General features: G+C 57.3%; 11 protein-coding genes. 4 read left to right on the forward strand and 7 right to left on the reverse strand.

The window, feature by feature from the left end; genetic code table 11:
- Nucleotides 1-3: 3 nt before the first annotated feature.
- From GGE33_RS04985 to GGE33_RS05010, 6 genes are all read right to left on the reverse strand, one after another.
- Nucleotides 4-1,062, reverse strand: a complete 1,059-nt coding sequence (locus GGE33_RS04985; RefSeq protein ID WP_183821452.1) for an acyltransferase family protein — start codon at nt 1,060-1,062, stop codon at nt 4-6.
- Nucleotides 1,063-1,378: 316 nt separating this feature from the next.
- A complete protein-coding gene (locus GGE33_RS04990; protein WP_183821453.1) occupies nt 1,379-2,728 on the reverse strand; it encodes an MFS transporter in 1,350 nt (449 codons plus the stop codon).
- 169 nt (nt 2,729-2,897) lie between these two features.
- Complete coding sequence (locus tag GGE33_RS04995) at nt 2,898-3,959, reverse strand: ABC transporter ATP-binding protein (protein WP_183821454.1); 1,062 nt, start codon at nt 3,957-3,959, stop codon at nt 2,898-2,900.
- 12 nt (nt 3,960-3,971) lie between these two features.
- Nucleotides 3,972-4,763: an ABC transporter permease gene (locus tag GGE33_RS05000; RefSeq protein WP_183821455.1), complete on the reverse strand. Its 792-nt coding sequence runs from the start codon at nt 4,761-4,763 to the stop codon at nt 3,972-3,974.
- An 11-nt stretch (nt 4,764-4,774) separates the two neighbouring features.
- Nucleotides 4,775-5,650: an ABC transporter permease gene (locus GGE33_RS05005; protein ID WP_148147582.1), complete on the reverse strand. Its 876-nt coding sequence runs from the start codon at nt 5,648-5,650 to the stop codon at nt 4,775-4,777.
- 65 nt (nt 5,651-5,715) lie between these two features.
- Nucleotides 5,716-6,819, reverse strand: a complete 1,104-nt coding sequence (locus GGE33_RS05010) for an extracellular solute-binding protein (protein ID WP_148147583.1) — start codon at nt 6,817-6,819, stop codon at nt 5,716-5,718.
- 525 nt (nt 6,820-7,344) lie between these two features.
- Between GGE33_RS05010 and GGE33_RS05015 the strand changes: the two genes are divergently transcribed.
- Together GGE33_RS05015 and GGE33_RS05020 are read left to right on the forward strand one after the other, a co-directional pair.
- Entirely contained in the window at nt 7,345-8,844 is a 1,500-nt protein-coding gene (locus GGE33_RS05015) for an amino acid permease (protein ID WP_183821456.1), read from the forward strand.
- 203 nt (nt 8,845-9,047) lie between these two features.
- Nucleotides 9,048-9,764, forward strand: coding sequence for a ParA family protein (locus tag GGE33_RS05020; RefSeq protein ID WP_148147585.1), 717 nt, complete (start codon nt 9,048-9,050; stop codon nt 9,762-9,764).
- An 84-nt stretch (nt 9,765-9,848) separates the two neighbouring features.
- Here GGE33_RS05020 and GGE33_RS05025 read toward each other — a convergent pair whose 3' ends face one another.
- Nucleotides 9,849-11,270, reverse strand: coding sequence for a L,D-transpeptidase (locus GGE33_RS05025; protein ID WP_183821457.1), 1,422 nt, complete (start codon nt 11,268-11,270; stop codon nt 9,849-9,851).
- A 163-nt stretch (nt 11,271-11,433) separates the two neighbouring features.
- Between GGE33_RS05025 and GGE33_RS05030 the strand changes: the two genes are divergently transcribed.
- Nucleotides 11,434-12,273 carry a DUF4432 family protein gene (locus GGE33_RS05030; RefSeq protein WP_183821458.1) on the forward strand — a complete coding sequence of 280 codons (840 nt, stop codon included), beginning with the start codon at nt 11,434-11,436 and terminating at the stop codon, nt 12,271-12,273.
- Nucleotides 12,274-12,345: 72 nt separating this feature from the next.
- Entirely contained in the window at nt 12,346-12,684 is a 339-nt protein-coding gene (locus GGE33_RS05035) for a protein tyrosine phosphatase family protein (RefSeq protein ID WP_148147588.1), read from the forward strand.
- Nucleotides 12,685-12,686 lie beyond the last annotated feature (2 nt).

Consider the following 12,686-nt stretch of genomic DNA (forward strand, 5'->3'; position numbering starts at 1 on the left):
CTTTCAGGCAGGGCTTTTTACTGTTGGCGCGTTTGCGCGCCTGAGCGCGGCCATGACGGGCAATTCGATCCTGATTGTGACCAGGTAGCAGATCGCTATTATGATGGGGGCCAGGATTGCCGCTTCCAGCAGGCCTCCCTGCGATTTTGTTATCATGACGAAAATACCGTTCAACCAGCAGAACAGTGGGTAGTGCAGAGTGTAGATCGGATACGAAAGTGTTCCGCTGAACGTGGCGGCTGCTTTCAGTCTTGACGGCAGCTGCTGTTTGGCGCCGAGGACGACAAGTATCGGTGATACGATAATCGTCCAGATCGTCGCATACCGACCCATCGGTATCGGCAGGATGACCAAAAGTGCAGTCATCAAAAGAAGCGCGACGAATAGTCTGCGACCCAAAACGCCAGGGTCCCAATCTTTGGTCAACAGATTGGCGGCCAGAATGCCGACGAAGAACGAGCATATTACCCGCGGGAAACCCAGCCAGAAATTCGCAGTCGTATCACCACCAAAGCCATAATAAAGGCAGGCGCCAGAAAGAGGAATTAGGATGGCGCAGGTGATCAGATAGAACCTTCGAGGGAGCGTGATTAGGAGGGCCGCCCAGGCTATATTCACGAAAATCTCGAAAAACAGCGAGAATTGTGGTCCATTCAAAGGGAATACCTGAGGGCCGCCGATAGAGACGGGCGCATCCATATAGGGCACGGAAATCAACGACAAACTGGCTGCTTCCAGTACCATGGAGATGGTTGGGGCGTCAGATGACAGAAATCCCTTTGCGACGAGATAGCTGGCACTCGCGAATGTCGCGAGCATGATCATTGGCCACAGTCGCAGCACCCTCACTCGCAGAAAGGGCAACAAGTCGGAGGAGGAACCTATTTTGTGCTGGTACGCCACGACCATTACGAAGCCGCTGAGGCAGAAGAAGAAATCGACGGCTATACCGGCATTGGGAAGTAGCCAGGGTATGTTCAACCAATGTGCTAAATGAAATAAAAGAACGCCAGTGGCGGCCATGAAACGCAATGCATCCAAGACTTCATAATGATTTCTCATGGAATTCTCGCGTCTTGCGGTGGTGCTTTTGTATTTTTATTTTATATTTCTATATTATTTTCGCGGTCAATTTAGATGAAGTATATTTTGAGTTTTTTCTGTTGATAATATTCACTGCAGGATGAGCGATCAGAACTTCGTATCTTCCAATGAAGCTGGACGTTATCTGAGCCAGTCATAGTCCAGCCGCGGCCTCTCTTGAGGACGGCGGTGCAGTAGTCTTTTCTGCCAGACTTGGTTTCCGATGATCACATAGAAAAAGCCGGAAAGTTTTGTTTTCCGGCTTTTCCTTTTCATATCGCATTCGGTTTTGCGATCAGGCTTTAGCCAACCGCGCTGTCAGTTCCTCGATGCCGGCTTCGGACTCGACCTTGTCGCCGTGCAGCATAAGGTAAATGCCGATACCGACCGTCAATGCCGCGATGAACAGCAGGTACCAGGCATGCGCCATAGGGTTGATGGCAAGCGCGGTGGTGACACCAATCGGAGTGAGGCCGCCGAATATGGCGTAGGACACGTTGTAGGAGAAGGACAGGCCTGTGAAACGGACGCGGGCCGGGAAAGCACGAACCATAACATAGGGCACTGCGCCAACCAGGCCTACCGCCAGACCCATGACCGCATAAAGCGCGAACATGAGGGTGATCGACGTGGCCGCGAAGCTGTAGAAGGCCCACGTGGCTGCTCCAAAGACGACACCGGCGATCGTGAAGAAACGCCCCGAACCAATGCGATCGACAATGCTGCCGGCCGCTGATGTGGCGAAGATCAAGAAGAGGGTGCCGAAGCTTGTGGCAGCAAGCGATTGCTGGGCGGTGTAGCCGTAGATTTTCTGCAGCAAGGTTGCTGTCATCAGGGTCGTGACGACGATTGCTGCCGACAGGATCCAGGTGAGCAGCATGGAGATGACGACGCCGCGCAGATGGTCACGCAGGACCGTCTTCAGCGGCAGTTCCGGAGCAAGCGCACGGCTGGCCTTCATCTCGGCGAAGATCGGCGTTTCCTGCAGCCAGCGACGCATCCAGACAGAGAGGAGGCCGAAAATGCCGCCGATGAAAAACGGAATGCGCCATGCGCCATCGGCGATCGCTTCCGGCGTGAAGACCGTGTTGATTACGGTTGCAATGGACGAGCCGAGCAGAATGCCGAATGAAAGACCTGATGTCAGAAAGCCGCAGGCAAAGCCGACACGGCGGAAGGGGACGTGTTCGGCCACGAAGGTCCATGCACCTGGAACCTCGCCGCCGATGGCTGCACCTTGCAGGATGCGCATCAACACGAGAAGGATGGGGGCGAGGACGCCGATCGTCGCATAGGTCGGCATGACAGCCATGCCGAGCGTCGACAGCGCCATCAAGAGGATCGAAAAGGCAAAGACCTTTTTGCGGCCGAACATGTCGCCGAAATGGGCAAGCACGATGCCGCCGAGCGGGCGAACGAGATAACCGGCTGCGAAAATACCGAAGGTCTGGATCAGCACCAGCCATTCCGGCATGTCCGGCGGAAAGAACAGTTTGCCGATCACCGTCGCGAAAAAGACGAAGATGATGAAATCATAGAATTCCAGGGCGCCGCCGAGGGCCGCGAGGCCGAGGGTTCTGAAATCCTGAGAGGTAAGACGGCGCGGTGCGGCTCTCGAAGGAGCCGATGAGGTAATCGAAGACATTGTATTCAACTGAAGGTACGGGGTGGGCTCCCGCTCAGGGAGATAGCGCCAACCGGAATGCGGCATGGGAGGCCGCATATCAAGTTTCAAAGGCCGTTTTTCCGGTCATTCCACTAGTATGGCGATGCAGTTTGGCAACAGGACTGATGCCGCCAACGAGCGCCGTTGATCAGTCCTTGATCAATAACAGGTCGCTTGCCGCAAAGCGCAGGGTGACGGTTTCGCCCGGCTGCGGAAGGACCTTGTCCGGGGCGTTGAACATGTCGAAGGAAATCTGGTTGCCCCCGACGCCGAATTTCGTGCGAACGACCGAACCGAGGAAGTGAGACGAGACGACTGTTCCTGTGAGGGCGGTATCGCCTTTGGCGCTTTCTGCCAACGAACCCGCTTCCGGCCGCAGGGCGACGGAGACTTTTTCTCCAGATTTCAGAGCGCCGATAGGCTCGCGTAGAGTGATGACGTTTTCGCCGATACGGATCGTATTGGCAGCCGGGTCGGCTACTGCCGCGTCGATGATATTGAGCGTGCCGACGAATGAGGCGACGAAACGTGTGGAGGGGCGATTGTAGATATCCGATGGCGTGCCGATCTGATCGGCACGGCCGGCATTCATGACGACGATACGATCGGATATGGACAATGCCTCTTCCTGATCGTGCGTGACGAAGACGGTGGTGATGCCAAGCTGGCGCTGAATCTGGCGGATTTCTTCGCGCAGCGATACGCGGATTTTTGCGTCAAGCGCAGAAAGCGGTTCGTCGAGCAGCAAAACCTGGGGTTTGGGAGCCAGCGCCCGCGCAAGGGCCACGCGTTGCTGCTGGCCTCCAGACATCTGATAGGGGTAGCGGTCGGCAAGGTGCTCAAGATGGATGAGCTTCAACATCTCCTTCACCCGCGCCTCTATCTCAGCCTTCGGCTGGCCTGCGACCTTGAGGCCGAAGGCGACGTTGTCGAAAACATTCATGTTGGGGAAGAGCGCGTAAGCCTGGAAAACCATGCCGATATTGCGCTGGCTGGTTTTCAGGCCCGACTGGTTCTTGCCGTTGATGGTTATCGTGCCGTCGCTCGGGGTTTCGAAACCGGCGATCATTCTGAGGATCGTCGTTTTGCCGCAGCCGGACGGGCCGAGAAAGGAGATGAATTCTCCCTTGTCGATCGACATGTTGAAATCCTTGACGACCTGGGTCTGGCCGAAACTCTTCTTGAGACTGTCGAGGACGAGGAAGGACATGGGCGGAATTCCTTAGGCGCGGCGGGCCGGCGCCATCTTGCTGATACGGGAGACGAGCTGAATGAGGCCCATGGAAAGCCAGGTCATGGCGAAGGCGATGACGGCGAGCGCGGACGGCTCGTAAGCCTTGTTGGCGCCGACGAGCTGCAGATATGGACCGAAGGCCGGGCGATTGAGGAGAGCTGCCATGGTGAACTCGCCCATGACGATCGCAAACGTGATGAATGCGCCCGACAGGACACCCGACATGACATTCGGGAAAATGCAGCGGAACAATATGGTTGGCCATTTTGCGCCGAGAATTTCGGCGGCCTCGGTCAGGGTGCGCACGTCGATCGTGCGCATCGCGGTGTCGACCGAGCGATACATGTAGGGCAGCGACAGGGTGATGTAGGACATTACAAGAAGCACGTTGGTGCCGAATGTCGACCCGGTGAACGGGATGTAGGACGAGGAATTGTAGAGGCGCAAGTAACCGAAGACGATGACGATCGCCGGAATGACGAGAGGCATGAGGGTGACAAACTCGACCACCGGGCGCATCTGCGGCAAGCGAAGACGGACCCAATAGGCCGTCGGTACAACAAGCAGCATGCCGAAGGCTATGGTGAACAGCGCCATCAGAATGGAAAAGCCGAAGGTCTGCTGAAACTGGACATCGGAAAAGACCGATCCATAGGCGTCGAAGGAATATTCACCGCGACGCATGCGCAACGAGAATTCAAATGTACCGAGCAGCGGAACGAAAAAGTAGATCACCCCGATAGCGATAGCGAGCCAGGCGAAGAATTTCGTCATCTTCATCTCTGTCGCCCTCACTTCTGCCAGCGTTCGGCGCGCATGCGCAGCCAGATATAGAGAATGTTCGACAGGCCGGTGATGACGATCATGCCAAGCGCCAGCGCATAACCCAGGTTCGGGTTATGCAACACGTCGCCGCGGATCTGCGCATAAAGAAGGATAGGCACGATATTGAGAGAGGAGCCGGTCAATGCATAGGCGGTGGCAATGGCACCGAAAGCATTGGCGAAGAGAAGCAGGCTGGTGCCGAGCAGGCTTGGCCAGAGGATCGGGAAGGCGACCATCCGCCAGTATTGCCAGGTTGACGCGCCGAGAATTTCGGAGGCCTCGCGCCACTCCTTCTTCAGGCCGTCGAGAGCCGGGGTCAGGATCAGAACCATCAGCGGGATCTGGAAGAACATGTAGGTGACGGTCAAACCGACGAAGGACAGGAGATTGAAACCGGTCGAATACAGATTGAAGCCGAACCAGTCGCGCAGGAATACCGTGACGAGGCCGGTGCGGCCGAGCGTGGCAATGAAGGCAAAAGCAAGCGGCACGCCGGCAAAATTCGAGGCGACGCCGGAAAATGTCAAAAGGCCGGAGCGAATCCAGGAGGGCAGGCCGCCGAGCACGATTGCCCAGGCGAGGAAAAAGCCGATCAGCGCGCCGCCGAGCGAAGAGGCAAACGAGACCTTGATCGAAATCCAGTAGGCCGAGAGGATTGTCGGTGTGAAAAGGTCAGCGATATTCTTGAAGGTGAACTGACCGTCCGGCGTGAAAAAAGCTCCCATCACGAGATAAAGCGTCGGAACGATCAGAAACATCAGCGCGAAAATCATGAACGGCGCGATGCCGAGCCAATCGATGACGGTGCGTCTGTCGATGAAGGACGATGATGCCGTTGTCATGAAATAGCGCTTCTGTGGGAGACGAAAGAAAGCCTCCCCGCCGACAGACGGGGAGGCGAGATGCATTACTGAACGTTGGCGCCGACGACCGAATCCCACTTGGTGGTGATGGCGGTCTTGCCTGCGGCCTGTTCGTCGAGAGTCGGGAACTTGGCCTTCTCGTAAGCTGCTGCCGGCGGCAGTGCGTCGAGCATTTCCTTCGGGATCTTGTTGTTCTTCGCAAGATCGTTGAAGCGGATCGGGTGGCAATATCCCTTCAGATAACCGAGCTGGCCTTCGTCGGAATAGATATATTCCATCCACAGCTTGGCTGCGTTCGGGTGCGGTGCGAAGGCCGAGATTGCCTGGACATATACGCCGGCGACAACACCGGTCTCCGGAACGACGACTTCGAGCGGCGGGTTGCCCTTCAGCGTGTCGCGCCAGGAGAGGCCGTTATAGTCCCAGGCGATGACGATCGGGGTGGAGCCCTGAGCGAGCGAGGCGGACTTGCCGATGACAGGCACGAAATTGCCAGCCTTGTTGATCTCCGAGAACAGCTTCAGGCCGGCTTCGCCAGCCTTGGTGGCATCGGTTTCGCCGCCGGCAAGACCGGCTGCGTAGACGGCCTGTACGGCCTGGTTGGAGCCGCGCGGGTCACCTGCGAGCGCAACCGAATTGGCATAGTCGGACTTGGTGAGGTCCTTCCAGTCCTTCGGGACTTCCTTGACGATGTCGGTGTTCACGACGAAGGAGAGAACGCCGTAATAGTCGCCATACCAGTGGCCGTCGGCATCCTTTGCGTCAGCCGGGATAGAATCCCAGGTGGAGACCTTGTAGGGCTGGATCAGGCCTTCGGCCTTGGAAGATGGGCCGAAGGAGAGGCCGACGTCGATGACGTCAGGCGCCTGCGGACCGGTATTGCCCTTGTTGGCCTTGATCGCTTCGATTTCGTCGCCAGAGCTTGCGTCCGGGTTCAGTTCGTTGACTTCGATGCCGTACTTCTTCTTGAAGCCGGCAATGATGTCACCGTAACCGCACCAGCTGTGGGGTAGCGCAATGGTCGTCAGCGAACCTTCCTTCTTGGCGGCTGCGATCAGTTCGGCGCTCGGCTCGGCAAAAGCGAAGCTTGTGGATGCGACGACTGCGGCGGTCGTCAGCGAAAGCAGGCGATGAGCGTTCTTGAGCACGGATGTCCTCCTGAGGTTTGATCGTGTCGGCGGCAACTCGTAGTGCGGTATCGTGAACTGTATGTGACAGTCGATTGCCGGATCATCAGGCCATAAGCTCCAGCTTTCAAAGCATTTTTTTCGCGATCGTCAAAAACGGCGGGGCTGCGGCTGTGGATAACCGGGTCGGGACGTCGTGGATGGAACACGTAAGGCGCAATTTGGCCAGATGCAGGATGAAGTTCCATTTGACGACAACTTGAAAGTGAAGAATGCTTGCATCAATCTTTCGTTTACGGTGTCCGGTGGTCCTCTGAATGGCCGCGTCTGCCTCGTGATTTCGGAGGATGATGCATTTCAACAGATCGGTCGAGGGATCGCGACTGGTCTGAAACACGGTAGGGCCATCTGGCAATAACCGAACAAGATCCTCCTGGGAGTCGTCAAAGCTGTGCGGTCCGGACACCGAAATATCGGGTCTTGACGGTCTATGGGCATATCCGGCCGCTGGGGCAGGAGCCCTTTGCTTTGAGCAGGAGAAGGGGAATGGAAAGTTCATCTGCTGGCGTCAGCTACAAGAAGGCTGATGCATCCTATTTCGATAAGCGCGGTCTGTCGCGTTATGCCGGTGTCTGGTCGCTTTGGGCGCTCGGGGTCGGTGCTGTTATTTCCGGGCATTTCTCGGGCTGGAACTTCGGTTTTGCGACCGGCGGCTGGGGTGGCATGCTGGTGGCAGGCATGATCATCGCGGTCATGTATCTCGGCCTGACATTTTCGATCGCGGAAATGAGCCCGGCGCTGCCGCATACTGGGGCGGCCTACTCCTTTGCCCGCACTGCGATGGGGCCGTGGGGCGGATTTCTCACCGGCCTTTGTGAAAACGTTGAATATGTGCTGACGCCGGCGGTCATTGTCACCTTCATCACGGCTTATGTGAACTCGATCCTTGGTCTCGATCCAGCCTATTCACCGCTTCTGTGGATATTGTTCTATGGCGTATTCCTGGCGCTGAATGTTTTCGGCCTGGAACTTTCGTTCAAGGTAACATTGGTTATCACGCTGATTTCTCTGGCTGTGCTGGTGTTCTTCTGGATTAGCGCCATTCCGAACATGGATTTCTCCCGTTGGGCGCTGAATATCGGTGTTGGACCGGATGGCTCGGCGATCGAATTGCCCGAAGGTAACGGCGACTGGTTCCCATTCGGTTTTTCGGGTGTTCTTGCGACGCTGCCCTTTGCCGTGTGGCTGTTTCTTGCCATCGAGCAACTGCCGCTGGCGGCGGAAGAGTCCGTCGATCCGAAGCGTGACATGCCCAAGGGGATCATTCTCGGCATTATTACCCTGATGGTCTCGGCCTTCATGATCGTGCTTCTCAATCCGTCATTGCCGGGTGTCGGGGCCTTCCATCTGGGTTCGGCGCTCGAGCCGCTGCTTGATGGCTTCAAGGCCGTTTATGGTGACAGCGGTGTCGTCATCCTCGGGCTCGTGGCGCTGACCGGCCTGATCGCCAGCTTCCACACGATCCTCTACGCGCAAGGCCGGCAAATCTATTCGCTTTCGCGTGCCGGTTATTTCCCGACTGCGCTCTCAGTTACTCATCCAGTCTACAAAACGCCCTATGTGGCGATGATGGCCGGTGCTGCCGTTGGGCTTGCAGTCATGTTGGTCATCTGGTTCGCGCTGGGCGCGGAGCAGGGCGGGACGGTGATCGGCGCAGTGCTCCTGAACATGGCCGTTTTCGGAGCGATGTTCTCCTACATCATGCAGGGGATCTCCTTCATCATCCTGCGCAAGAAGTTGCCGAATATCGAGCGGCCGTTCCGCTCGCCGCTTGGCATCCCCGGTGCTGCTCTGACAATCGGTATTGCCGTCGTCACGCTGATCTATCAGGTCCAGGATCCGAATTTCTTCAAGGGTGTGGTCTGGGTCGTCGTGTGGTTCGCCGTGGCGATCGCCTATTTCGCCATCGTCGGTCGCCATCGGCTGATTCTCTCCCCGGAGGAAGAGTTTGCCATGGGGCACAAGGAGGCGGCGTCGCTCGCCTGATCAGGAAGGGCAAGAAAACGGGGCGATCGCTGTTTGGTGTCGCCCCGTTGATACCCGAATGCATCAGTTTACGGTGATGCAGCCGTGTCAGGCTGCGAATTAACTGCTGATTAACCATCTTTGGAAAAGATGTAGCTGAGAAGGCCCCATGCTTCGGGGATGCCAGCAGAGCGATGCGGCTCGTCACCTCCAAGGAATGGAAAATGCCAGTCATATCTTTCGCCAATGCCAAGGGCGGAGCCGGGAAAACGACCGCAGCGCTGCTGCTGGCGACCGAGCTTGCCCATCAGGGATTTCGTATCACGATCATAGATGCCGATCCGCAGCGCTGGATCAGCCAGTGGCAGGAGACCTCCGGTGAGGTCCGCAATATCGAGGTGATCTCGGAGGTTACCGTTGCGTCACTTCACTGCCACTTGCGGGAAATGGCCTCCGCTACCGACTATTTCATCATCGACCTTGCAGGCGCGCGCGATGCGTTGGTGACAACGGCGCTCGGGCTTTCTGACCATGTGTTTATCCCGGTGCAGGGTTCGGCGATGGATGCCAAGGGGGCTGCGCAAATCCTCGACCTTCTGGCGATGATGAAGGAGAAGGGCAGGCTGGATATTGCGCATTCGGTCGTATTGACGCGAGTAACGTCGATGGTCACGACCAAGGCGCTGCTTGCCATCAAAGGCTTGCTGGCGGCCAAGGGTGTGAATGTGCTTACAACGCCGATCGGCGAGCGGACCGCTTTCAAGGAGTTGTTTGAGAGCGGCGGTACGCTTTACAGCATGGATCCGTCGAAGGTCAGCAATGTCGAAAAGGCGAAGGATAACGTTCGCGCCTATGCATCTGAAGTTCTGCGGCTGATGCCGACCAGAATGACCCGCACTGCAGTCGCTCGGCTGATCGGGCTCGGCCGGGGCGTCGCCTGATACATCTCCATACACTCTCTGATATGAATATGGCCGGCGAAAGCCGGCCATTGTCGTTCGGGACGTTTGTATGCCTTGGTCTGTTTATTCGACGAACTGGACTGTCGTTCCCGGCTTGACCATCTTTGCAAGCTCGGTCGCATCCCAATTGGTGAGGCGCACGCAGCCGTGGCTGTTGGTCTTGCCGATCTTCGACGGTTCCGGCGTGCCGTGAATGCCGTAAGTGGGCTTGGAAAGTGCAATCCAGACCGTACCGACCGGACCATTCGGACCCGGGGGGATCTGCAGGATCTGAGTGTTGTTGCCCTGGGTGAAGTTGATCTTCGGATTGTAGGTATATCCCGGATCAAGCGCGATACGCTGCACCGTATGGTCGCCTGATGGCGACGGCGTGTCCGAAGATCCGATAGTTGCCGGATAGGCGGCGATCAGATTGCCGTCGGCACCATAAGCGAAGACCTGCTTGCGCCCCTTGTCGGCGATGATGCGCGTCACCTGACCTGTCTTCGGCTGGCCAGGATTGATGACCTTGACGATCGTGCCGGGGATGGTGAAGTCGGCGTTCGGGTTGAGGGCCTTCAGATACCCTTCGTCCATATGAAACTGTTCAGCCAGCTTTTCCGTAACCGAGGTAAATGACATGGCTGGCAGCGCGGCCTTATGGGCGTAGTCTTCCGGAATGGCGGCGACGTATGGACCTGCAGCGTCCGATGCGGTGATCGTATAGTCGACGATCGGCAGTCCACCCGAATAGGTGAGGCGCTGCATGATATCCTCGGAATTGTTAGGATCGAGCGTTTCGCCCGTCATTTCCTGCCAGGCTGCAATCGCCTTGTTGACGTTATCGCCAAGGTGGCCGTCGATAACGCCGGGCGAAATGCCTTCGCGGTCGAGAAATACCTGCAGCGCCGCGATCTCGGCCTGCGGTTTTTTCGTGACCGTGATGACCGGCTTGTTCGGGTGCAGATTATCTGCCGGTGGCATGCTCTGGTTCGGCTCAAGCGATGCTTCTTCCGAATAGCCCTGATCGATGCCCGGCAATTCCTGCTGCTCGAGCGGCATGCGGGTGACTGAGCCGCCGATGGAGCCGGTTACCGATCCCGGCTCTTCCGGGCGATATTGACGATAATCCTGGTATCCGCCCTGATTGTCGTAACGCGAGGTATTGGCTCCTGCCTGACGGCGATTATCATAACCTCGCGGTGCAGGCGGATACTCCTCATAACGCTGCCGATTGCCACCCTGACGCATTTCCGTGGCGATGATATTGCCGTAACGGTCGAGATAGACCCGCCGGCCTGCGCCGTCGCGACTGAGATACATGTCCCGCTGGTTGGGCATGTAGTCGAGGATCGCGCCATCGGGTGCGACCAGAACGGGTCTGTCGGAATATTGCGCGTAACGCGACTGCGCTGCCGCAGGAACGACCGAGATCGCCAGAGCCGCAAGGCTGATGCTGAAAAGGACGGAGCGCTTCACGTTCTCACCGATTATACTGTTGCACATTCATGTAATCGGGAATGTGGGTGCTTGGTTCCCGTTTGCTATGTGCATTGACTGACAAGCTAATTTTGACGCTTGTATGGAAAAATCCCAGTTTGCAATGAATGAATCATTAAATTCCGCTCACCTTGGGTAAACGCGTTGTGAGCATCAGGAGGAAATGTGGATGAAAACCTTTACGGCGGCCCTCGGACCGAAGCTTGAGCTCGACGAGAGCTCTGTTCTGGATATCGGAAAATGCTTTGTTCACGACACTGATATCGCTCCCGGCCGTGCGATCCCCGACGATGGTGATTCGCGTATCGACCATTCGCTGGAAGGGTTTCTGTTTACGTGCGGGCCGGACCATATCCGCCATCCGGAAGCGATTGCCGGCGACGCGGATGGCCGGAAATATCCGCTGCATGGTTCCTATTCTTCCCACCCGGCCGAGATTCTGTTCTGGGATATGCAGGGGGAGGAGGCCGAATGTCGTGCCCGTGTGGCCGTTAAAACGGCGGATGGCGGCGAGGCGCTGCTCGAACGTCATTGGAGGATCGATGGCGCAACCGGCGAAGTCTGCCTGCAGGACAAGGTGACCAATACCGGAACCAAGCCGATGGCGCGAGTGCATATGTACCACATGAATATCGGCGCATGGCTGTTCGATGATGGCGTGCACCTGACCGGCGCCATGCTGGACGGCGGCCAGCTGCGCTGGGATTTCGGACCTGAACCGGGCAGCGTGTTTTGCGTGCCGGCAAACCGTGAGGGCGATGAGTGGGCGGAAGTGGCGCTTGGCCCTATCGCGTCGCTCGGTGGCTCGACATTGAAGGTGCGCTTCAAGACCGACGGCCTGCCTTATCTGCAGGTGTGGAGAAACCAGAAGTCGCCGGCGCATGTGCTTGGAATTGAACCGGTATCGCATCGAATGGCGGGCCGCGAGGAACTGGCCAAGACAGGCGAGTTGCAATGGCTTCAGCCCGGCGAGAGCGCAGACTATGCGCTGCGCTTCGCCTTCGTCTGAGATGCGACTATGTGCCGTTGACGCTCGTCAAGCCACCGCGTAATGCTGGCGCCACAAAAATGGAGGTTGCCCATGGATATCCGCCAGATCAACGACGAGTATTCCGTCTCCGGTCAGATCACCGTTGAGGAACTGGACGAGGTAAAGGCGCTCGGCTTCAAGTCTCTCGTCTGCAATCGTCCTGACGAGGAAGAGCCCGGTCAGCCGCATTATGCGGAAATCGAAGCTCGCGCGAAGGAACTCGGCCTCGAAATCCGTCACATTCCGGTCGGCCGCATGGGCCTGACGCCGGAGGGCGTGACCGAGATGGCCGATGCGCTGGAAGATTTTCAAAAGCCGATGCTCGGCTTTTGCCGGTCCGGCGCGCGCTCGACCGCCATCTACGAACAGGCCCAGCGTTTCAAGGGCTGACC

The organism is Aliirhizobium cellulosilyticum (assembly GCF_014198105.1).
Lineage (GTDB): Bacteria > Pseudomonadota > Alphaproteobacteria > Rhizobiales > Rhizobiaceae > Neorhizobium > Neorhizobium cellulosilyticum.

Bases quoted from the DNA above. Each gene is read 5' to 3' on its own strand.
- GGE33_RS04985 (WP_183821452.1), bottom strand. From the start codon at position 1,062: ATGAGAAATCATTATGAAGTCTTGGATGCATTGCGTTTCATGGCCGCC.
- GGE33_RS04990 (WP_183821453.1), bottom strand. From the start codon at position 2,728: ATGTCTTCGATTACCTCATCGGCTCCTTCGAGAGCCGCACCGCGCCGT.
- GGE33_RS04995 (WP_183821454.1), bottom strand. From the start codon at position 3,959: ATGTCCTTCCTCGTCCTCGACAGTCTCAAGAAGAGTTTCGGCCAGACC.
- GGE33_RS05000 (WP_183821455.1), bottom strand. From the start codon at position 4,763: ATGAAGATGACGAAATTCTTCGCCTGGCTCGCTATCGCTATCGGGGTG.
- GGE33_RS05005 (WP_148147582.1), bottom strand. From the start codon at position 5,650: ATGACAACGGCATCATCGTCCTTCATCGACAGACGCACCGTCATCGAT.
- GGE33_RS05015 (WP_183821456.1), top strand. From the start codon at position 7,345: ATGGAAAGTTCATCTGCTGGCGTCAGCTACAAGAAGGCTGATGCATCC.
- GGE33_RS05020 (WP_148147585.1), top strand. From the start codon at position 9,048: ATGCCAGTCATATCTTTCGCCAATGCCAAGGGCGGAGCCGGGAAAACG.
- GGE33_RS05025 (WP_183821457.1), bottom strand. From the start codon at position 11,270: ATGTGCAACAGTATAATCGGTGAGAACGTGAAGCGCTCCGTCCTTTTC.
- GGE33_RS05030 (WP_183821458.1), top strand. From the start codon at position 11,434: ATGAAAACCTTTACGGCGGCCCTCGGACCGAAGCTTGAGCTCGACGAG.
- GGE33_RS05035 (WP_148147588.1), top strand. From the start codon at position 12,346: ATGGATATCCGCCAGATCAACGACGAGTATTCCGTCTCCGGTCAGATC.